A 21031-nucleotide genomic window follows, 5' to 3' on the forward strand; every position below is an offset into this window, starting at 1 on the left:
CGCGTTCAAACACTATTCGGAAGGCATCCGATTTGGCAGTTTGTCCGTAATGCGCTAACATTGCGGGAGCAACCGGCCGTCCTGGTCGGGCCCGCAGGCCACAGTGCCCGTCGTTGGTCCGTCTGTTTGCTGAATTTCCAGCGGCCCATTCTGCACCTCATTTTCCTGCGTATTCATCTCGCGCCGTGCGTTGCTCACTAGTAGCTTGTTCGGACCCCCGCGAATTAATATATTTCCAGCGGCCCCGCCGCCGTGTCGTAGCTGGCTTTTTGCGCCCCCAGTGGGCCATAGCGGGCAGCCAGCCCCCCGCGCTTTACAGCCAGATGTTCCCCCCTTATTTCCATTATGCATACCATTAACGAGTTGAAGGACCGGCTGCTGTCCGACCTCAAGGAAATTGCCGAAAACCTAAACGTTGGCAACTTTAAACGGCTCAGTAAGCAGGATTTGATTTATAAAATCCTCGACCACCAGGCTCTCACCCCCGGCGCGGCTCCAGTTCCAGCTATTGCTGCCCCGGCTGCCGTTGCTCCGGCGGCGGCCAGCCCGGCCGCTGTGGTGCCCGCCGCCAGTGCTGCCCGCCCAGCCCGCACGGCCACTCGCCGCGCCGCCCCCAGCACGGCCGAACAGCCCTTTTCCGATGTAGCGCCACCCGTGGTTAAGGCCCCAAATGCCCGCCCGGCCCGCGAGCCGCGCCGCGAAGCCGCCGTTGCCGTTGCCGAGGAGCCCGCCCCGGCAGTGGCCGTCGCGGTGGCCCCCACGGTTGAGATATTGGATTCTATTGAGGGCCTGGCCCTGGTTGCGCCTTCCGAGGCCACTGGTGCCACCCTGGCCCAGGCACCGGCCACCGCTCCCGAAGAAGCTGCCGCCCCCGCCGTCAGCGCCGACGACCAGAATGCTGCCGCTCCGCGCCTCGACCGCCCCCGTCGGGAGCGCGTTGACCGTGCCGGCCGGCCCATCACCGAGCAGCGTGCTGCCGAAATGGCCGCCGAAAAAGCCGCTAATGAGGCTGCCGCCGCTGCTGCGCCCGCTCCCGAACCCAGCGCCGACAACCGCGAAGGCAATTCTAACGGCCGCCGCGAATTCGGTGGCAATGGCTTTGCCGACCGCCGCGAAAACCGCGCCGACCGTTTCGAGCGCGACAACCGCGAAGCACGCGAGCCCCGCCAGGACCAGCCCCGTGGCCCCCGCCAGGACCAGCAGCCCCGCGAAAACCGCGACAATCAGCAGCCCCGCAACGACCAGCCCCGCCAGGAGCGCGAGCCCCGCCAGGACCAGCCGCGCAACGACCAGCCCCGTGGCGAAGGCAACCGCAACCAAACCCGCGAGGAGCGCTACGCCCAGCGCGACCTGCAACGCCAGCAGCGCCAGCAAAACCCCGATGGCTCGCCCCGCCCCGACCAGCCCCAGGGCCAGAATCAAGGTCAGAACCAGAATCAAAACCAGCAGCAGAACCAGCGCCCACAGCGCCAGGAGTTGGATTTGGTGGTGCCCGGCGGCGGCACGTTTGAGCTGATGCCTGACGGCGGCTACGGCTTCCTGCGCTCGCCCTACTACAACTACCTCAGCTCGCCCGACGACGTGTATGTGTCGCCGCAGCAGGTGAAGCAGTTCGCCATGAAGCCCGGCGATACGGTGGTGGCCACCATCCGGCCGCCGCGCGAGGGCGAGAAATACTTCGCCTTGGTGGGCGTGGAAAGCATGAATGGCCGCACCGTGGAGGAAGTCCGCGACCGGGTGCCGTTCAGCCACCTCACCCCGCTTTTTGCCGACCACCGCATGAAGCTCACCACCAAGCCTAGCCAAATCAGCACCCGCGTGCTCGATTTGTTTGCGCCCATCGGCAAGGGCCAGCGCGGCCTCATCGTGGCTCAGCCCAAGACTGGTAAAACGGTGCTGCTCCAGGAAATCGCCAACGCCATTGCCGAAAACCACCCCGAAGTCTACCTCATGGTGCTGCTCATCGACGAGCGCCCCGAGGAAGTGACCGACATGGCCCGCACCGTGAAGGCCGAAGTGCTCAGCTCGACCTTCGACGAAACGGCCGACCGCCACGTAAAAATCGCCGAAATGGCGTTGGATAAAGCGCGTCGTTTAGTTGAATGCGGCCACGACGTGGTGATTCTGCTCGACTCCATCACCCGCCTGGCGCGGGCTTACAACACGGTGCAGCCCAGCTCGTCGCGCATCCTCTCGGGTGGTATCGACGCGGGCGCGCTGCAAAAGCCCAAGCGTTTCTTCGGTGCGGCCCGTAACGTGGAAGGCGGCGGCTCGCTCACCATCATTGCCACGGCCCTCATCGAAACCGGCTCCAAGATGGACGAGGTTATCTTCGAGGAATTCAAGGGCACCGGCAACATGGAACTGCAATTGGACCGCAAGCTGGCCAACAAGCGCGTGTTCCCGGCCATCGACATTCCGGCTTCCGGCACCCGCCGCGAAGACCTGCTGATGAGCAAGGACGAGCTGAACCGCGTGTGGGTGCTCCGCAAGTTCATGTCGGACATGACGGCCACCGAGGCCATGGAATTCCTCAAGGACCGCATCAAAGGCACCAAGGATAACGAAGAATTCCTGCTGGCGATGAACGGCTAAATAACCTGGTTATCAAAAGCGAAAAGGCCCGCTGCAGCAATGCAGCGGGCTTTTTTTGATGAGTCAGTACAGCCTAATCGTTTGAATTATTCATTTTATTAAAATAATTTAATCGACTCAAATGGTCCTGAAAAAGCCCGCCACATTGCTGCGGCGGGCTATCAGTAGAATAACAATCGTCGATAATAATAAATGGACGTATAAAAATTGTCCACTTGAATAGGGTTAGATATCACGGAGCAAACTGTGGGCTGGAAGAATAAATTCACCACCGTCGAAAATAAATTTTACCTGTTCCGCATAAGTCGCCGGACGAGCAATAGGGCGCTATTTTTGGCAAAAAAACTGCGTATGAATCCCGAATCTCTCGTCCAGCTGCCCGAGTTGCTCTACGTTCACGACCCGTTGTGCGGCTGGTGCTACGGCATGAGCTCGGTTATCAACCAGGTGCAGCGGGCGTTTGCGGGGCGCGTAGATGTGTCGGTGCTGTGCGGCGGCATGGTGCGCGATGCCGATGCCGGCCCGATTGGCGAAAGCTGGGACTACATCCGCCAGGCCCTGGGGCAGGTGGAAGACGTAACCGGCGTAGCCTTTGGCGAACCGTTCAAGGCGCTGGGCGAGGCCGGGACTTACTACTACGATTCCGAGCCGCCGAGCCGGGCCATTGTGGCGTTTCGGCAGCTTACGCAGGACCCGGCCCGCGCCGTGGCTTTTGCCCACGCCGTGCAAACGGCCTTTTTCCGCGACGGCCATGATTTGAACGCTGCCACTACGTATGCGCCGCTGCTGGCCCCGTTTGAAGTGGATGAGGCCGAATTTCTGCGGCGCTGGGCGGCACCCGAAACGGCTACGGCCACCCAACAGGAGCTTGCGGCCGTGGCCCGCATTGGGGTTCAGGGTTTCCCCACGGCCGTGGTGCGGATTGGAGAGCAGGGCTACGTGCTGGCTCGGGGCTACCAGCCGTTTGAGCAGTTGCGGGCGGGGCTGGAGCAGCTGTTGCGCGAGGAATCGGGGCGCTAACGCAGCCGCTACTGTAGCCGCACAGTTTGCTTTTTTAGGGGCGACCAGGTAATATGGCGGCGGTCTTCCTTGCCTTTCAGGTACTCGAAGCCGATGGCATCAGGCCGTTTGGCCAAGTCAGTCCAAGTGGCGGGGGCGAGGTTCTCAATGCCACCTACAAACGGCGTTAGGGCCCCCACGGCCGGCGTGTGAAACTGCACTGGCAGGAAAAACCGGTCGATGCGGCGGAGCACGAAGGTTTCGCGCTCGGCGCGGGTGGCGGTGGGGGCTTTCATCTCATACACCAGGACGGCTTCGAGGTCGGGCTCGGTCAGCATTTCGCGGAAAACAACCTGGCCGTTGGGGTCGGTGATAGTGAATTCGGCGGCGCCTTCGAGGATGGACGGGCCACGAAATACCAGCTGGAACTTATCGGTCGGGCCTTTGGGGCGACTGAAATTGTGCGTCAGCCGCGCCACGCGCAGGGTATCGCTCAGGGCCGAAACGGCTTTGGTGCGGGCAGTATCGGGGGCGGGCAGTGCCTGGGTGGTATCGGAGCCCTGGCGGTCAGCTGCACGCGAAACTGTTTCCTCATTTACGGCCGAAGGAGTGGCGTTGCAGGCGACCAGTAGCGGCAGCAACAGAAAGAGTCGGGTGGTACAGGGGGCACAGTGAAGTGAAATGCCCCATTGATACGCGCCGAGGGGCTGCTTAAGTTACCGCTGGCGCACGGCCAGCGCTCAGCGCCAGAGCAGCATGGCGATAAAGGCCGCGCTCAGGCACAACGATGAAACCTGGTTCATTCGCATGGTGTGCTCAAAATCGGCGGCGCTTTCGTCGTGCCACACGGCCCAGGCCCAGCGGCCGAACAGCACCACCACCGGCCCGGTAGCCACCAGAAAAATCAGCAGTGGGTGGATTTCCTGGCGCAGCCAATAGGCCAGGCCCAGCGCCTCTGCGCCCGCCAGCAGCCCCACCGCCGCAAATATGAACGTGCCCCGAATGCCCAGTCGCAGGCTCAGGGTGTGGTCGCCGCGCCGGGCATCTTCCTCATGCTGGTACACCTGCGTGAGTGGGTAGGAGCCGCACAGGAACAGCGTGCTCACCAAGGCCAGCAGCAGATTGGTTTTCTCAAAAAGCTGCGTCGGCGTAGCGCCCACGCCCACCTGTGTCATCAGCAACGTGAAAGCGCCTTGGAAAATAACCACTACCAGCGTGCTCAGCAGCGGGTATTTCTTCAGCCGGATGCCCTCGTAGCTGTAGGCCTTTGACACCAGCAAATACACCACCACCAGCGCCGCGAAGGGCAGTGACAGCAGCGCCGCGCCCGCCACGGCCAGCGCATCGAACAGCCAGACCAGGTGCAGCAGCTCGGGCGTGACTTTGGGCGGCGCTTTGAGGCCACCAATGCTGCCTTCGTCCTTATCGTAATAGGAATTGTAGCCGTTGGAGGCGGGGTACGCCAGTAGGTGCAGCACCACAAACACGCTCAGGGCCCGCCAGCCGCTCCACGGCCCGCGCAGGGCACTCAGCCCAAACCAGAACACGGGCATGAGGTACACGGAAAACGGGATGCGCAGCAGCGGCAGTGCCCGCCGATAATTTTCAATTATCAATGAAGAATCAGGAATGAAGAATGAGGGATGACAACAAAGGTCGCTCTGTCAATTCTTCCTTCCTCATTCTTCCTTATCAATTAAGCGTAGCATTTGGCCAGCCGATGAGATACGTGACCTGTGGCCCCCACCAGTGCCGCTTTTTGCCGGCCTGCCAGGCGAAAGTGCTGTCCGGGTCGGCCGCCCGGGCCAGGGCCAGCAGCTCGGCCGTGGAGTACATGCGCAGCAGCGATACCGACCCATCCCAGATAGTGCAGAGCGGAATGATGGGAATTAAGTAAGTAAATACCAGTCGGCTGAGTCGAAACGGCCGGAAAAACGGGGTGAGCAGCAGCTGCGCCACCGGCAGCACCGTCACGGCCAGCAGCAGCTCGGCCCAGTGCTTGCCCGCCCCCTCAAACACGCCGATGCCGGTGCCGGCCCGCACGGCATCGCGCAGCATGGCAGTGGCCGCCTCGGGCGGGAAGTGGTGGAAGGCCGAAAAAATGGTGCGGAAGCCCGCCAGCTGCGCGGGCACAGCCAGGGCATTTACCGCCGCCGGCTCGTAGCCAATGGCGCCGTGGGTGCGCCGGGCAATATCGGCCCAGGCGACGGGCTGGGGGTAGAGGTCGGTGAGGGTGATGGTGGCCGTGGGCTGGCCGTGGGTGCGCAGGGCGGCCAGCACGGTCTCGGTGCCGCCGCCGGCCCCGGCACCTAGCTCCAGCACGTGGGTTTGGGCGGTGCGGGTGAGGCCCTCGGCCAGCAGCGGGGCAATGGGCCGGTAGGTGCCCAGCAGCGAAATCATAAATCGTAGGTAATCCATCATCCCGGCCCGAATGGTGGCCGGAAACCACGGCAAATCCTCAAACTCAAACAACCGAAGGCGAAGGCGCATAAACCGAACTTACGCAAAAACCACCCGGCCCGCCGACGTTGCTGCCGACAAACCGGGTGGTTTAAAGCCAGGACGCGGCAGATGAGCAGGGCCCTGCATTGAATGGGGTTGAATTGGCCATCTTTACGCCTCGGCATCTTTGCTTTTTCTTGGAAAAATATTAATATTCCCTTAAAATATTGGCTCATCTTCGTTCGGGGATACCCGCTGATAGGAGGATGCCGTTAAGCTGAACTTTGAACCTTTGCTCTCCGCTGCTGCGGTCGGCGCCTCCCCGCTTATGAACCTGCTACTCATCGAAGACGAATCCGGTATTGCCCGCTTTCTGAAACAGGGCCTCGAGGAAGAGGGCTTTGTGGTGGATGTGGCCGCTGCCGGCCCCGCCGGCCTCGCCCAGGCCCAGGCCCGGCCCTACGACCTGCTGCTCGTGGACTGGATGCTGCCCGGCCTCACGGGGCTGGAAGTGTGCCAGCAGCTGCGCGCCCGGCAGCTCACGACGCCCCTTATCTTCCTCACGGCCAAAGACACCGTGGCCGATACCGTGGCCGGCTTGCAGGCCGGTGCCAACGACTACATCAAAAAACCGTTTCATTTTGCGGAGCTGCTGGAGCGCATCAGAGTGCAGCTGCGGCCCGTGCCCGCGTCGGCCGAGCAGTTCGTGCTCGGCCCCATTACGCTGGATGTGGACACGCACCAGGTGCATAAAAACGACAAGAAAATTGCCCTCACCCAGAAGGAATTTGCCCTGCTTGAATACCTGCTGCGCAACAAGGGCAAGGTGTGCCGCCGCCAAAGCATTATCGAAAATGTGTGGGACATTCACTTCGAATACAATACCGGCGTGCTCGATGTGTACATGAACGCGCTGCGTAAGAAGCTGGTTATGAGAAAGGATGACGAGTATTTGCAGACCGTGCGCGGCATTGGTTACGTGGCCCGGGACTAGCTGAGGTAGGAGGGCGAAATGCCAGAACGTAGCAACTTTGCCACCCATGCCCCAAAATCCCCCAATGTCGCTCACTTTCAAAAACCGCATTGCCCTGCACTACATGCTGGCCACCGCCGCGCTGGTGGCGGCCGTGTACCTGGTGGTTTTTGGCGTGGTGCAGCACCGGGTGTACCTCGATTTGGACAACAGCCTGCGATTTGAGGTGGCCAAGTACATGGGAAAGTTGCGGCTGGATGGTTCGCAGGTGGTCTTTTTGCACCGGCAGGAGTGGCAGGAGCGGGAGCACCGCGAGGTGCAGGTGGCCCCGGTGTTCATTCAACTGGCCGATGCGCGCGGCCGGGTGCTCGACCGCTCGCCCAACCTGAAAAATGACCTGTTGCCCTTCGACGCCACCCCGCCGCTGGTGCCGCTGAATTCCACGCTGCGCGGGCAGGCCCTGCGGCAGCTGGCCGAGCCTATTCGGCCGGCCGGCACCACGGTGGGCTATCTGGTGGCGGCCATTTCGTCGGAGGCGGCCCGGCACGTGCTCGACAGCCTCGAAACCGTGCTGCTGCTTTCGTTTCCGGTGGTGCTGCTGCTGGTGTTTGGGCTGGCGCGGGGGCTGGCCGGGCGCAGCATTGCGCCCATTGCTCAAATCACGGCCACCACCAACCGCATTACCCGCAACAACTTAGCCGAGCGCATTGCCCTGCCGCCGCGCCCCGACGAGCTCCACACCCTGGCCAGCGCCATCAACAGCCTGCTCCAGCGCATCGAGCAGGCGGTGGAGCGCGAAAAGCAATTCACCGCCGATGCCTCGCACGAGCTGCGCACGCCGCTGGCCGTGCTGCGCGGCACCCTCGAAGTGCTGGTGCGCAAGCCCCGCACGCCCGCCGAATACGTGGAAAGCATCGGCCTCGGCATCGGCGAAATCGACCGCCTCAGCCTCCTCGTCGACCAGCTGCTGTTGCTGGCCCGCTTCGGAACCCAGGCCAAAGACCTGAAGCGGCAGGAGCTGTCGGTGCTCAGCTGCGTGCACGATGTGCTGCATCGCCACCGCGTCGACCTCAGTGCCAAGCACATCCGCGTCGATGTGGAAGACGGTGACCTGCCGCCCATCGTGTCAGACCCATTTCTGGTCGATTTGATTCTGGACAACCTGCTGGCCAATGCCATTAAGTATTCGCCTGCCGGCTCTGCCATCACCGTGGGTTTCTCGCGGCCCGCAGCGCACCTGCGCTGCACCATCAGCGACGAGGGTATCGGCATTCGGCCGGAGGATTTGGCGCGGATTTTCGACCCGCTTTTTCGGTCCGATGCGCTGGCGCACAAGCAAATCGGCGGTACCGGGCTGGGCTTGTCCATTGTGGCCAAGGCTTGCGGTCTACTGCACATCGAGGTGAGCGTGGCCAGCGAGCTGGGCCGGGGCACCACGTTTACCCTGCTGTTTCCCGCCGAATCGGCGTAGGCTGACCGGTGAGTTGGGGTATGCTTAGTATTTGGACAGTAGGTTGATGCGCTGAAAACTGCTGTAAGCAGGCCAAATCCAACCCCGCCTCCGCCACCGGAGAATTACGAATCCTGTCCCGTAGATGCAAGTATTGAGCAAAGCGCTGCTTCCCCCGATTGTGTAGGCGCTAACTTGGGCTGGGCAATAGCTGCGGGGGCGGCAGGCATTGAGAATAAAATTTGGTGGAAGCATGACAAATACATCAACTCTTTTTATCAACTTTGCATTACAAAGCACTTCGAAAAATATGAAGTCCGCCGCTGCTCCCGACCCCCTTGCTCAGCTCACCGAAATCCGCGCTATTAGACCTCTTTCCTAAATACGTATAACTTTTTCAATATTAAGATTTATGAGTCCGCATACGATGAGCCAAATTTGCGCAATGTGATTCAATCGGTTCCGGTAGGTTTCTTTAACCATTCGAAAGCACTTGCACAGCCGGTTAACGTGTTCAATTTTGACTCGTTTGCTCCTAAAAGCCTTGTTTTGCCTCTTTTGCTTGATGGTCAATTCCCCGTTTTTCGGTTTTTTGTGCGGGATTTGGCTGCGGGCATGCACTTTTTGAATGCCAACGTATCCTAAATCGCCTTTCACCTTAATTTTCCGATGAATTTCCAGGGGCGTCTCCTGAAAAATGCGAATATCTGACTTGCGGCCTTCCAGTTCTACCCGGCAATGCTCAATCGTTTTATCCTTTTGACTAATAATTAATTGTGACTTAATGATATGTTTTTTTTAGAGCCATTATAGTAGACTTCCTGATTCTTTTTCGGTCGTTCGATGGGCTGCACGGTAACATCAACGACAACTGTTTTTACGTGGGTATATTTTAATTTCTCCGGATTTTTGAGCCCGATTACGTCGGCTAGAATGGGTCGCATCTTGTGAAAAATCTTGTGGCAATAGCTTTCCGAGATTCCGTACGAAAACCCCAGGCTCAAAAAAGTGGGGTATTGCCGCAGGTATTCGAATGTCAGCAGCAGTTGATTCGCAACGCTCAATTCTGCCTCAATTCCACGTTTGGAGAGCGGATTTTCCCGCAAATACTGGTCAATCCGGTTTTGCACTTTCACCAGCACTTGTTGCAGTTGAACAAAATCAACCCCAAAAAGCCGTTTGCAAATGGTTGGGTTAGCCTGAAGTAGTTTGTATTTATCATTCATAACCAGTGATTTACATGTTATAACTTGTTTGTTTTATAAATATATGCATGAAAGATGTCTATTATGGAGCGCAGCTCGCGCTTTTTGTCGCTCTCGGGCCTGAGTGGGGTAGGGGCGGGCGTGGTGGCGCTGCTGGGGTCGGCGGCGGGCCACTTCTATTTGCAAAGCGAATTTCCCGACGGCTACCTGCGCCTGATGCAGGCCTCGGAGCCGGAACGGCGGGCAGCCCTGCCGTTTCTGCTGCTGCTGGCGGGCGGTATGATTGCGGCGGCGCTGCTGGTGGCCGTGTTTTTTACTCGGCGCCGCACCCACAGCAGCGGGCAAACCCTGTGGAGCAGCCCGGCACGCCGGCTGGCCGTGGCCCTGGTGGCGGGCGAGCTGTTCTGCCTGCGCCTGTACCTGGGCGGCGATGCGGGCATGGTGGTGCCGTGCCTGCTGCTGTTCTACGGCCTCGCGCTGCTCAACGCCAGCAAGTACACCCTCGACGAAATTCGTTTGCTGGGCCTCAGCCAAATCGGACTTGGGCTGCTGGCCATGCTGCAGCCCGGCTGGGGCTTGGCTTACTTTGCACTCGGCTTTGGCCTGGGCCACATTGGCTACGGCCTGCTGATGTATAACCGCTACGAGCGGCCGGGCGCGGCCGGCACCTCGGCCCAATAACCCCGCAGCAACCCGGTGAAGCACCTCATCCACACTCTCAATAAGGCCTTTGACCACCGCGTGCGGCTGGGCGTAATGGCCGTGCTGTTGGCCAACGATTCTGTGAGCTTCAACGACTTAAAAGAAGTGCTCGACCTGACCGATGGCAACCTTGCCAGCCACGTAGCCGCCCTCGAAAAAGCCGAATACGTCCTCGTCAGCAAGCAGTTTATCGGCAAGAAACCCAACACGACTTACACCGCTACCGCCGCCGGCAAGGCTGAGTTTCAGCAGCACCTGGCCACGCTGGAGAAGCTGCTGCGGCCCTGATTTTTTGAGAAAGGAGCAAGTCAGGCTCTTTTTTTTGACTAGTAACTTTGAATAGCAAAGTTTTTTTAAGATTGGTTCTTCGATTTATTCCAGCTGCTGGCCCGGCTCATTTAGCTGCCTTAAATCTATTCTTCATCTAACTGATTGTTCATGAACCCGGTCATTCCTGTTTCCGCCCATTCGGATACGGCCCAGCTGCAAACCACGGCTGCAGCGTCACTTTCAACCATCTAGAAGGCATTGCTGCCGCTGGGCGTAGTGCTATTCGACTGGCTTTTCTGGCGCGAGGGCGGCGGGATAAATATGCTGGTATTCACGTTGTTTGTGCTGGTGGTGCAGTTTGTGCTGCTACCGCGCCACGCGGCGGTGCGCCGCTCCGGCTCCTTCTGGCTGATGGTGGGCGGCAGCCTGTTTGGGGCCGCCATGATGGCGGTATATGGTTCGGCGGTGGCGGCGCTGGCCTGTATGGCCTCGTTGCTGATGCTGCTGGGCTACGTGAACCAGCCGCACCTGAAGCTGGTGCTCTATGCCCTGCTAACGGCGGCTAATAGCCTGGCAAAAGCCTAGTTGCGCATAGTGTTGGGGGGCGGGCTCCGCGCAATACCGGGGCGGGCATGCGCCGCAGCTGGTTCTACGGCCGCTTTTTTCTGGTGCCGCTGGGCATTCTGGGGGCTTTTCACCTGCTCTTCGCGGTGGCCAACCCGCGCCACGAGGCCCTGAGCAGCCAGGCGCTGGCGCGGCTGGGCGAGTGGTTGGTGCGGTTGCTGCCCGATATCTCCTTGGGCCACCTGCTGTTTATCGCGCTGGGCTTTCTGGTAACGGCCGGGGTGGTGATAGTGGTGCCGGTGTACTACTTCGCCGACCACGAATCACGCTTCGGGGAGTTTGTGCGGCGGCAGCGCGACCGGGTGGCCTCCTTCGGGGTGCGCCGGCCCGATTTCGGCTTCCGCAACACCCGGATGCTCGATTTGCGCAAGGAATTTCTGGTCGCCGCCGCCGTTTTCGGGCTGGTGAATGTGCTGCTGCTAGCGGTGAATGCCATCGATATCAATTGGCTCTGGTTTGGGTTCGAGCCCGCGCCGATGTTCGACCTGGCGCAGTTCGTGCACGAAGGCACGTATGTGCTCATCTTCAGCATCCTGCTGGCCATGGGCATCGTGCTGTGGTTCTTCCGTCGCAACCTGAATTTTTATGCGCCCGGCCTGCCGTGGTTGCGCTGGGGCGCCACGGTGTGGGTGGCCCAAAATGTCGTGCTGGCTGCCTCGGTGGGCCTGCGCAACTATTACTATATTCTGAACAGCGGGATTGCCTACAAGCGCATTGGGGTGTGCTTCTTCCTGCTGCTGGTGTTTTTTGGGCCGGCCATGGTGCTGCTCAAAATCTGGCACCGCCGCTCGGCCTACAGCCTCGTACGCCTCAATTCGCTGGCCGCTTATGCGGTGCTGCTGCTACTGGCCGCCGGCAACTGGGAGGTCTGGATTGCGGAATACAACCTCCAGGCCCGCTTCCGCAGCGTCGATATTGGCTTTCTGCTGGCCATGCCCGGCCGCACGCTGCCCACGCTGGTAGCCCACCGCAGCGCGCTCGATGCCGCCGCCCACCTCACCACCGCCGATGAATACGGCAATGCCACCGCCATCACGGCCGCCGCTGCCCAGCAGCACCTCAACGCGGCCGTGGTTGAATGGCAGGCGCACCACCGGGCCCAAACCGGCTGGCAGGGCTTGACCTACGCCGACTGGTAGGCTCACCAGCAATTGAAAAACAGCAATAGTCACTTATAAATAAAGACTCCGGATGACCTCCATTTCCCAATTCGCGCTCACGTTTTTCGGCATCCTGTTCTGCATCGGCGATGTGGCCGCGCTGGGCCTGCTGCTGGTGTGGCAGGAACGCGCCGCCTCGCCCGATGCCCGCTGGCGGCGACTGATACGTGGTGTGCTGCCGGCCACCATTGTGCTGCTGAGCCTGCTGCTGCTGGCCTTCACCCAACTCATGCTGTTATGGTCGCGGCAGTAGGGGAGGCTGTTTCGCGCGCAGTCATGGCGGCTAACAAACGCAGCTGGCTACCGCCGTGGCCCGTGGTGCCGCCCCGCCTGTGGCTCACGGCGGCAGCCATCGTCGTGGCGGGCCTGAGCATTTTTTTTGAGAATGAGATAATGCCAACCCACCACAAAGCTCAGCTTTGGAGCTGGGTTGTGCTGGGAGCCTTGGTGCAGGTTGGGGGCGTGCAGGTCCTGAGCATGTTGCGGACCTGGCTGCGCGCTTATCATGGCTCGGGCGTGGTGCGCCTGCTGATGTGGGGCATCGTGTTGCCGGCTTACGTGGTTTTGTCACCGCTACTGCTTTTTACCTGCTTATTCACCTGTTATGGCCTTGTAAGTGCCCTGGCCGGGTAGTCAGAACAAAGAGTGAAAAACAGCCTTTGGGAGCGACCCGGGGGTGGTACTCAATCAGGGGATTATGTAAACCGGCATCAGCCTCACTCTCGTGGGTTAATGACAAAAAATGCCTATCAATGAATCAATTCAGGCTTTATGCTAGTCATAATATTCAGTTGCAAGGTTTCTCGAAACTTGAAATAATGATTTATTAAAGATTATTGTTTAGCTTGGCGGCCCGTTAGGCTTCCCATACTGAGAACAGCCCACTACGGTATCATCATCGCCTACCCTACATGGCGCGTAAGCTGCTTCTGACTGTGCTCATCATCGCCCTGCTCATTGAGTTGGCGCTGACCGGGGGGGCATTTTTCGCCCCGGTGTTCACCCTCACGCAATTTGGGGTGAAGTACGGTCCCGAAACCACGTTTCTGGCCTACATCGTGGCGTGGCTGCTGCTGTTTGTGTCGTTGGTGGCGGCAGTGGCAGTGGTGCAAGTGGCGCGGCGGCGGCCCGGGTTTGCTACTTGGTGCTACCTGCTGGGCGTGTGGTGGATAGGCATCGGCGCGGGTATTTATTTCGCCTTTGGCAAGCCCGACAACTTATTGCTCGATTCCGTAAAAGGTCTGCTGATTGTGGTGCTGACGTGGCGCTGCCAGGCTTCGCGCACCATGGCGCGGCGTTACTAGCCGAAGCTCAGTATCTTGGGGGCCACTTAGCTGCTTCGCATTGTCCCGCCCTATGCCTACTTCTCACTTGCACCCGTCGGCCGTCGTTCCCAAAATCTCGCGCTTGGGTCGGACCCTGGCCGGCGCGCAGGTACTAAAGGAAACGCTGAGCATCATCTTCCTGGGCCTGCCGCTGGTAAAGGCCGCGCCGCTGGTGCTGCTGTCGGCGCTGCCGGGCGTGGTGCTGTATCTGCTGCACTGGCATCTGGCGCTGGGCCGGGCCGGGCGGGTATTGGCGGCGGCGGTGTGGGCTTTCACGCTGCTCGATGAGCTTTGGGGCCTGCTGCTGTTTCAGGAGCTGGACTCGCCCACGCGCGGCCAAATCCGCCTGTTGCACTGGAGTTATTTCCTGGGTCTGTGCATTATCCTGCTGGCCCTGGGGGAGTTGGGCTGGCGTTGGCAGCGCCGCCGCGCCAAAGCCCTGCGCAACGTGCACCACAAAGCCGTGCTGGCGGCCCGGCAGCGCGACTAGCCTACTGGCCGGGGTACGCCTCCCGATTTGCCCACCGGGCGTTTATTCCTGACTATTGGGGCGGGGGTCTGGTATATTTGCCGTTCTTCGTGGCGGAGCCAAGGCTCCGTTTTTCTACTTGCCGCCTCTTATGGCCGACCTCAAAACGTCTCCTTCCGCTTCTTCTTCCGGTGCTAAGCCCAAGCCGCCGCGCCGCCGCTGGCCGCTGCGGGTAGCCAGTTGGGCCTGGGTAGTGTTCGGCTTAGTTATTATCCTGTTTTTGGTGTACCCTTTTCTGGTGAGCACCAATTTCATGTTCCTGTTTGGTAAGTCGCCCAGCCTGGCCGATTTGGAGAATCCCAAAGTGGAGCGGGCGTCGGAAATCTATACGTCGGATGGGGTGCTGATTGGCAAGTACTTTCGCGAAAATCGTTCGCCGGTGCGCCTCAGTCAGATGTCGCCCCTACTCATCAAAGCATTGGTCGCAACCGAGGACGTACGCTACTACGAGCATTCGGGCATCGACCTCACGGCGGTGCTCGGGGGCTTCTGGGCATCATTGCATGGCGAAAAGCGCGGGGGCTCCACCATCACCCAGCAACTGGCCAAAAACCTCTATAAAATTCGCCGCCAGCAGAGCCGGGGCGCTTTGGGCTACATTCCGGTGGTGAGCACCATTGTGGCCAAAACCAAGGAATGGCTCACCGCCGTAGAGCTGGAGCGGCACTATACCAAGCGCGAAATCCTGCGCATGTACCTCAACACGGTGGAGTATGGCTCCAGTGCTTTTGGCATTAAAGTAGCGGCCAAAACCTTCTTCAACACCTCGCCCGATAGCTTGAAGCCCGAGCAGGCGGCCATGCTGGTGGGCGTGCTCAACAACCCCACGGCCTACAACCCCAAGTTCCACCCGGCGGCCGCGCTGCGCCGCCGCAACGTGGTGCTCGACCGCATGGCCCAGGCCGGGGTGCTGCCCAAAGCCGAAATCGCGGCCCTCAAAGCCACGCCCATCGTGCTCGATTACCACGTCGAAAAGCACATCGACGGGCCCGATACCTACTTCCGCAGCGCCATCAGCCAGTTTGTGGATGCGTGGTGCGACAGCACGGGCCACGATATGTACCGCGACGGCCTCAAAATCTACCTGTCCATTGATTCGCGCATGCAGGCCCACGCCGAAGAGGCCCTACACGAGCGCATGAAAGCCCTTCAGCGACAGTTCGATAACTTCTGGCAGAACAAGGGCCGCGACCCGTGGGTGGACGACCAGGGCAACGAAATCCCCGACTTCATTTCGACCCAGATGAAGCGCACCGAGAGCTACAAAACCCTCGCCAACCACTACCGCAACCAGCCCCAGCGCCTCGATTCGGCCCTGAATGCCAAGCGGCCGATGAAAGTATTCACCTGGAAGCACGACGACAACGACACTACGCTGGTCATGTCGCCGCTCGATTCGCTGGCCTACTACAAGCATTTCCTGCAATCGGGCATGATGTGCATGGACCCCTTCACCGGCCACATCAAGGCCTGGGTGGGCGGGCTCGACTACCGCTTTTTCAAGTACGACCACGTGAAGCAGGGCAAGCGCCAGGCCGGCTCCACGTTCAAGCCCTTCGTGTACCTCACGGCCCTCGACAACGGCTATACGCCCTGCGACCGCATCCGCGACCAGCGCGTAACCATCAACTACGTCGAAAACGGCAAGCCCATGGAGTGGAAGCCCGACAACGTGACCCGCGAATACACCGGCATCAACATGACCCTGCGCCACGCCATGGCCCGCTCCGTCAACTCCGTGACGGCCCAATTGACTGAGAAAGTGGGCTGGGACAACGTGGCCAAATACGCCCACAAAGTCGGCATCACGTCGCCGCTGCTATCGGTGCCCAGCATCGGCCTCGGCTCGGCCGGCGATGTGAGCGTGTACGAGATGGTGGACGCCTACAGCACGTTCATGAACTCCGGCTTCCGCTCCGACCCGCGCCTCGTGACACGCATCGAAGACCGCAACGGCAACGTTATTAAGCAGTTTGACCCCGTGCAGCACCGCGCCATCCCGGCCGAAACCGCCTGGCTGATGACCTACATGCTGCGCGGCGGCATGGAAGAGCCCGGCGGAACCTCCCAGGCCCTGTGGGACTACGACCTCTGGCACAACGACAACCAAATCGGCGGCAAAACCGGCACCACTTCCAACTATTCCGACGGCTGGTATATGGGCATGACCAAGGACCTGATGACCGGCGTGTGGGTGGGCGGCGAAGACCGCAGCATTCACTTCACCGGCTCGCAGCAGGGCGAAGGCGGCCGCACGGCCCTGCCCATTTTCGGCAAGTTCATGGAGAAAGTGTACAAAGACAAAGAGTTGGACTACACCCCCGGCCACTTCCCCGCCGCTTCGGTCAAAATCGTGAAGAAGTATAACTGCGTGTCGGAATCAGAGCCTACCCGCCGCCGCGCCGAGGCCGTGGACACCATAGCCGCCGACAACCTGCTGGAGCAGATGAACAGCGGAAGCGGTGTGCCGGATAGTGTAAAGGGCCGGCGCTAGTTAGCGCTATTTTAGAAAACGGAGGCCGAAGCCGTTGTTAACACTAAGTGCTGATTTCCCAGCCCCAAAGCTTTTTTGAGCCGGCCAACTAGCGTTGTCGGAACCTCGCTGATTGCGTCCCACATTTCTTGCCCTGCCACCTGTTGGGGCCAGATGATGTTGGTTTTCCAGCTAGTCGAATAGGCCAGCCACCCTATTATCCCAGCTTCCAGATGAGCGCCTAATTCCTGTAGCATCTCCAACATTCCGGGAGTGTAGTGAGAAATCTGCGTCCAGTTCTTCTCCGAAGTCATGAAGACGATAAACCAATCGTCAGCCACTGGGCCGTTTGCCGTTGTGTATTCGCCAATCAGCTTTATACTATCAATAGGAATTCGGACTACTTCCTTGCTTCCTTGGGTTAAGACAACGCACTTGTCTGCTAGAAAAACTTTCGTTGCTGCCTGTTCCTGTATTGTAGCCATTAGTGGGAGGGTGAAGCTGTTTAGAAAGTCAAAGGACTCCCAAAAAAGCGCGAAATTTGAGGTGTAACACTCCTTTTTTCGCATTTTAATGGAAGTCCTGTCCAAAGATATGATTCGCCAATGGATTCTGCCCGCGCTCACCTTCTCCGCCCATGGCCGCCCCTCGATCGTGGAGCCGGCCGAGTTGGTGGAAGCCATTCTCTACAAACTCAAAAGCGGCTGTCAATGGCGATTATTGCCTGTTAAACAGTTTTTTACGGGCGCATCGCTGACCTGGCAGGGCGTGTACGCCCGCTTTAATGCGTGGCGCAAGGACGGGTCCTGGCAAGGGGTATGGCTCCGCTTGTTGCGCGAAAACGGGGCCCATCTGGACTGTTCCAGCGTCCAACTCGACGGCAGCCACACGCCCGCCAAGAACGGCGGGGAGGCCGTCGGCTATCAGGGCCGCAAGAAAGCCCGTACCACCACAGCCCTCTTCTTGGCCGATAACCGGGGACAGCCGCTGGCCTGCGCCAGCCCGCAGGCGGGCAACCACCACGACACCCACCAGCTCAACGCCTTGTTCGGGGAAATCTGCGCCTCGCTCGAAGCGGCCAATATTCCCGTCGCCGGGCTGTTTCTGAACGCCGACAAAGCCTTTGACACCCAAGGCTTTCGTCAGGAATGCGCCCGGCGCGACATCGAGGCCAACATTCCCCGCAACCGCCGCGCCGCCGACTGGCAGACCGACGACGACACCTTTTTCGATCCCGAACTCTACCGCCGCCGCGTCGTGGTCGAACACGCCAACGCTTGGCTCGACGGCTTTAAAACGTTGCTCGTGCGCTACGAAACCAGCGTCGGCAATTGGCTGGCCTGGCACTGGCTCGCCTTTGTCGTCATCTTTTTGCGAAAAATCAACCAAAAGCCGACTTTCTAAACAGCTTCGGTATGTGCAGGCACAATAATTTCCTTTCCGGTACATCGGACTCATTACTGGAGACCTCAGCTGGCTCGCGGGGCCATTAGAGAACTTTTCGGAGCCATCAGAACGGTTTTCGGAAACGTTGAATACATCACCGGCAACATATTATTCCAACAGCGAGCCCGCTGTCAACGGCCGTAACGACGGGTGCAGCGTGAGCATCAGAATTTCGGTCTGGCTCACGACCCGGTAATTCAGGCGGTATTTCTGATAGAATAGCTCACGCACATCCGGGCCTTCGGCTTCTGGCACCACGCGGCCCAGCAACGGCTGGCTTTCCAGTAAGGCAGCTTTGCCAAAAACAGCATCCGTCAGCCGCTCAGCCGAGCGGGGCGAAAAGGCGTGCAGGTAATCGCGGGCTTCGTGAATCTCCGTAATAATGCGCCGCGACCATCTTATTTGGACCATTGCCGCAACAGCTCGCGCGCTTCCTGGGTCGAGTACGTTTCGCCCCGTTCACCTTGCTTTATTGCCTCCTCAATTTTCTCTACCAGAATGAGCTTATCAACCAATTCATCGATGGAAAACTCGCGCGGCAAGTCTTTCAGGATAACGGAAATCTGTTCTTGGCTAATCATAACAAAAGAAATGATGGCAGTAGCCTAAGATACAGGAAAAACGCTAGTGACGGTTCAATCCCAAGCTCGCCAGTGTGCTACTCCGTCCCGTACAATGCCCCTAGTGCCCCGCGCAGCTCCGGATACTCAAACGTGAAGCCCTGCGCCAGTACCTTTTTGGCGCTCACGTTCTGTGAGGCCAGCACGATTTCACTCATCTCGCCCATCGCCAGCTTCAGGCCGAAGGCTGGCACCTTGGGTAATATCAGCGGGCGGTGCAGCACATCGGCCAGCACTTCGGTGAAGGCCTGATTGGTGGCGGGGTAGGGGGCCACCGCGTTGTAGGTGCCGTGCCAGGCCGGGTCTTCCAGCATGGCGATGAACAGGCGGCACAAGTCATCGAGGTGAATCCAGGACATGTACTGCCGGCCGCTGCCCAGCGCCGCGCCCGCGCCCAGCTTTACGGGCCGGGCAATCTGGGGCAGCGCCCCGCCGTCCGTGCTCAGCACCACGCCAATGCGCGGAATTACCGTGCGGATGCCCAGCGCCGCGATGGGTGCGGCCGCCAACTCCCATTGGTGCGATACATCGGCCAGAAAGTCATGGGTAGGCAGGGCAGGAGGCGTTTCCTCAGTCACCAGCTTATCGCCGGCATCGCCATAAATCCCCACCGCCGACGCTGAAATAACGGCCTGAACGTGGTGGCCGGGCTTGGCTAGCTCGCGGGCCAGCAATGCCAGGCCACCCAGCCGGCTGGTCATAATCTCGCGCTTGCGCTCATCGGTCCACTTGCCGTCGGCCACGCTGGCTCCGGCTAGGCTCACGATGTAGTCGGCATACGGGATGGCTGCCTCGTCAATCGTGCCGGCATCCACGTCCCACCGGAAACTATGGTAGTGGTTGCTTTTGGCAGGCTCGCGGCTCAGCAGGGCCACCTCAAAGCCGCTGTCAATCAGCATTTCGGCCAGGCGGGTACCAATCATGCCGGTGCCACCGGTAATAAGGACTTTACGAGGGGAGGTATCGGTCATGGTGGCGTTATCGGTTATGGAACATCAATTGCCCGCTTACTGGAGTGTCCTTGCCGGCCGACAACAGACACCGAATTAACTGCTAATTCCGGTATTATTTCCCAATCTGCCGCAGAAACTCCCGTCGCAGCGCCTCATCCTCCGCAAAACGGCCGCCGTACTCGCTGGTCAGCGTCGAGCTGCTGGTATCGTTCACGCCCCGGCTCATCACGCAGAGGTGGTCGGCTTCGATGAGCACGGCCACATCGTCGGTGCCCAGGCTCTGTTTTAGCTCCTCGGCAATCTGGCGCGTCAGGCGCTCCTGCACCTGCGGGCGGCGGGCATAGTACTGCACTACCCGGTTCAGCTTGCTCAGGCCCACTACGTTGACCCCCGGCAGATACGCCACGTGCGCCTTGCCAATAATGGGTACGAAATGGTGCTCACAGCACGAAAACAGCGTGATATCGCGCTCCACCAGCAGCTGGTGGTACTCGTAGCGGTTGTCGAACATGCGCACATCGGGCCGGTTCTTGGGGTCGAGGCCCTTGAACCATTCCTGCACGTACATCTTCGCCACGCGGCGCGGCGTGCCGGCTAGGCTGTCGTCGGTCAGGTCGAGGCCCAGCTCGCGCATGATAGCCTCAAAATGGCCGCTGATGGCCGTAATCTTGTCCTCATCAGAGCGCGCGAAAGCATCATCGCGCAGCGGCGTACGCAAGCCTATGGGCAAGTGCGCGTCGGAGGCCGGAAGTGGGCCGGAAGGGTTATCCATGATATTCTACAAAGTTACGGTCTGTCTCGTAGAGCGTGACCGAAAGGGCCAGCGCCGCGTCCAGATGCGGGCGTAGGCGCTGCCAAATGACCACGACGATGTTCTCGGCCGTGGGGTTTAGATTCCGGAACTCTTCCGTATCCAGGTTGAGGTTGCGGTGGTCGTAGCGGTCGAGGACTTCGTGTTTAATGAGGTCGCTCAGCCGTTTCAGGTCGTAAACGTAGCCAGTTTCCGGGTCTATCTCACCGGTCAGGCGCACGGTCAGGTTGTAATTGTGGCCATGAAAATTTGGGTTATTGCACTTGCCAAATACCCGCTGGTTGCGGGCGTCGTCCCAGGCAGGATTGTGCAGGCGGTGGGCAGCATTGAAATGCTCGGTGCGGCAAACAGTTATTAGCATAGGCGGCTACAACCTCCGATTCCGATACTTTGTTGCGTCAGGGTGCCCCTTACTAGTAGTATTCTGAGGTCGTGGGGAAGCAATAATAAATTT

Annotated in this window: 25 protein-coding genes; 14 read left to right on the forward strand and 11 right to left on the reverse strand. The window is 59.7% G+C overall.

Translation table 11 applies throughout. The features are described 5' to 3' along the window. The first annotated feature begins 345 nt into the window (after positions 1-345). Positions 346-2595 carry a transcription termination factor Rho gene (rho, locus tag KQ661_RS08065; RefSeq protein WP_216686112.1) on the forward strand — a complete coding sequence of 750 codons (2250 nt, stop codon included), beginning with the start codon at positions 346-348 and terminating at the stop codon, positions 2593-2595. Between the two features lie 351 nt (positions 2596-2946). Continuing rightward, a complete protein-coding gene (locus KQ661_RS08070; protein WP_216680154.1) occupies positions 2947-3615 on the forward strand; it encodes a DsbA family protein in 669 nt (222 codons plus the stop codon). Positions 3616-3623: 8 nt separating this feature from the next. Here KQ661_RS08070 and KQ661_RS08075 read toward each other — a convergent pair whose 3' ends face one another. The 3 genes from KQ661_RS08075 to KQ661_RS08085 form a co-directional block, all read right to left on the reverse strand. Continuing rightward, positions 3624-4235: a hypothetical protein gene (locus KQ661_RS08075; protein WP_216686113.1), complete on the reverse strand. Its 612-nt coding sequence runs from the start codon at positions 4233-4235 to the stop codon at positions 3624-3626. Between the two features lie 99 nt (positions 4236-4334). Further along, positions 4335-5210 (reverse strand): UbiA family prenyltransferase, encoded by an 876-nt coding sequence (locus KQ661_RS08080; protein WP_235726942.1) that lies wholly within the window; start codon positions 5208-5210, stop codon positions 4335-4337. 76 nt (positions 5211-5286) lie between these two features. Then, positions 5287-6084 (reverse strand): class I SAM-dependent methyltransferase, encoded by a 798-nt coding sequence (locus KQ661_RS08085; protein WP_216680156.1) that lies wholly within the window; start codon positions 6082-6084, stop codon positions 5287-5289. Between the two features lie 280 nt (positions 6085-6364). Between KQ661_RS08085 and KQ661_RS08090 the strand changes: the two genes are divergently transcribed. Further along, positions 6365-7030 (forward strand): response regulator transcription factor, encoded by a 666-nt coding sequence (locus KQ661_RS08090; RefSeq protein ID WP_216686114.1) that lies wholly within the window; start codon positions 6365-6367, stop codon positions 7028-7030. A gap of 46 nt (positions 7031-7076) precedes the next feature. Next, the gene (locus KQ661_RS08095) at positions 7077-8480 is read left to right on the forward strand and encodes a sensor histidine kinase (protein ID WP_216686115.1); all 1404 of its coding nucleotides are present in this window, start codon (positions 7077-7079) and stop codon (positions 8478-8480) included. A 357-nt stretch (positions 8481-8837) separates the two neighbouring features. On the opposite strand, the gene KQ661_RS23035 is transcribed toward KQ661_RS08095, so the two are convergent. Further along, the gene (locus KQ661_RS23035; protein ID WP_216727948.1) at positions 8838-9248 is read right to left on the reverse strand and encodes a transposase family protein; all 411 of its coding nucleotides are present in this window, start codon (positions 9246-9248) and stop codon (positions 8838-8840) included. Beyond that, positions 9230-9685 carry a helix-turn-helix domain-containing protein gene (locus KQ661_RS08105; RefSeq protein WP_216686116.1) on the reverse strand — a complete coding sequence of 152 codons (456 nt, stop codon included), beginning with the start codon at positions 9683-9685 and terminating at the stop codon, positions 9230-9232. Before KQ661_RS08105 ends, KQ661_RS23035 begins: the two co-directional genes overlap by 19 nt. A 63-nt stretch (positions 9686-9748) precedes the next feature. Here KQ661_RS08105 and KQ661_RS08110 point away from each other — a divergent pair, with 63 nt between their 5' ends. From KQ661_RS08110 to KQ661_RS08150, 9 genes are all read left to right on the forward strand, one after another. Beyond that, positions 9749-10345, forward strand: a complete 597-nt coding sequence (locus tag KQ661_RS08110) for a hypothetical protein (protein ID WP_235726943.1) — start codon at positions 9749-9751, stop codon at positions 10343-10345. A 15-nt stretch (positions 10346-10360) separates the two neighbouring features. Beyond that, a complete protein-coding gene (locus KQ661_RS08115) occupies positions 10361-10654 on the forward strand; it encodes a winged helix-turn-helix domain-containing protein (RefSeq protein WP_216686118.1) in 294 nt (97 codons plus the stop codon). A gap of 240 nt (positions 10655-10894) precedes the next feature. After that, on the forward strand, positions 10895-11221 hold the full coding sequence (locus KQ661_RS08120; protein WP_216686119.1) for a hypothetical protein: 327 nt from the start codon (positions 10895-10897) through the stop codon (positions 11219-11221). A gap of 47 nt (positions 11222-11268) precedes the next feature. Continuing rightward, the gene (locus KQ661_RS08125; protein WP_216686120.1) at positions 11269-12399 is read left to right on the forward strand and encodes a DUF4153 domain-containing protein; all 1131 of its coding nucleotides are present in this window, start codon (positions 11269-11271) and stop codon (positions 12397-12399) included. A 52-nt stretch (positions 12400-12451) separates the two neighbouring features. Then, a complete protein-coding gene (locus KQ661_RS08130; RefSeq protein ID WP_216680163.1) occupies positions 12452-12673 on the forward strand; it encodes a hypothetical protein in 222 nt (73 codons plus the stop codon). A 23-nt stretch (positions 12674-12696) separates the two neighbouring features. Continuing rightward, positions 12697-13053, forward strand: coding sequence for a hypothetical protein (locus KQ661_RS08135; protein ID WP_216686121.1), 357 nt, complete (start codon positions 12697-12699; stop codon positions 13051-13053). Between the two features lie 278 nt (positions 13054-13331). Continuing rightward, entirely contained in the window at positions 13332-13724 is a 393-nt protein-coding gene (locus KQ661_RS08140; RefSeq protein WP_216680165.1) for a hypothetical protein, read from the forward strand. A 52-nt stretch (positions 13725-13776) separates the two neighbouring features. After that, positions 13777-14235: a hypothetical protein gene (locus tag KQ661_RS08145; protein ID WP_216686122.1), complete on the forward strand. Its 459-nt coding sequence runs from the start codon at positions 13777-13779 to the stop codon at positions 14233-14235. Between the two features lie 130 nt (positions 14236-14365). After that, positions 14366-16768, forward strand: a complete 2403-nt coding sequence (locus KQ661_RS08150; RefSeq protein WP_235726944.1) for a transglycosylase domain-containing protein — start codon at positions 14366-14368, stop codon at positions 16766-16768. A gap of 11 nt (positions 16769-16779) precedes the next feature. Here the strand turns inward: KQ661_RS08150 and KQ661_RS08155 are convergent, their stop codons facing one another. Beyond that, complete coding sequence (locus KQ661_RS08155) at positions 16780-17337, reverse strand: hypothetical protein (protein WP_216686123.1); 558 nt, start codon at positions 17335-17337, stop codon at positions 16780-16782. Between KQ661_RS08155 and KQ661_RS08160 the strand changes: the two genes are divergently transcribed. Further along, the gene (locus KQ661_RS08160) at positions 17321-18151 is read left to right on the forward strand and encodes an IS5 family transposase (RefSeq protein WP_216685353.1); all 831 of its coding nucleotides are present in this window, start codon (positions 17321-17323) and stop codon (positions 18149-18151) included. The two genes, KQ661_RS08155 and KQ661_RS08160, sit on opposite strands and share 17 nt — an antisense overlap. A gap of 150 nt (positions 18152-18301) precedes the next feature. On the opposite strand, the gene KQ661_RS08165 is transcribed toward KQ661_RS08160, so the two are convergent. The 5 genes from KQ661_RS08165 to KQ661_RS08185 form a co-directional block, all read right to left on the reverse strand. Then, complete coding sequence (locus KQ661_RS08165; RefSeq protein ID WP_216680167.1) at positions 18302-18604, reverse strand: type II toxin-antitoxin system RelE/ParE family toxin; 303 nt, start codon at positions 18602-18604, stop codon at positions 18302-18304. Then, positions 18592-18774 carry a hypothetical protein gene (locus KQ661_RS08170; RefSeq protein ID WP_168671906.1) on the reverse strand — a complete coding sequence of 61 codons (183 nt, stop codon included), beginning with the start codon at positions 18772-18774 and terminating at the stop codon, positions 18592-18594. Before KQ661_RS08170 ends, KQ661_RS08165 begins: the two co-directional genes overlap by 13 nt. 77 nt (positions 18775-18851) lie before the next feature. Further along, on the reverse strand, positions 18852-19784 hold the full coding sequence (locus KQ661_RS08175; RefSeq protein WP_216680168.1) for a TIGR01777 family oxidoreductase: 933 nt from the start codon (positions 19782-19784) through the stop codon (positions 18852-18854). 94 nt (positions 19785-19878) lie between these two features. Beyond that, a complete protein-coding gene (folE, locus tag KQ661_RS08180) occupies positions 19879-20538 on the reverse strand; it encodes a GTP cyclohydrolase I FolE (RefSeq protein ID WP_216680169.1) in 660 nt (219 codons plus the stop codon). Next, on the reverse strand, positions 20531-20938 hold the full coding sequence (locus KQ661_RS08185; RefSeq protein ID WP_216680170.1) for a 6-pyruvoyl trahydropterin synthase family protein: 408 nt from the start codon (positions 20936-20938) through the stop codon (positions 20531-20533). The genes folE and KQ661_RS08185 overlap by 8 nt, the downstream gene beginning before the upstream one ends. Between the last annotated feature and the right edge of the window lie 93 nt (positions 20939-21031).

It is taken from the genome of Hymenobacter siberiensis, from assembly GCF_018967845.1.
Lineage (GTDB): Bacteria > Bacteroidota > Bacteroidia > Cytophagales > Hymenobacteraceae > Hymenobacter > Hymenobacter siberiensis.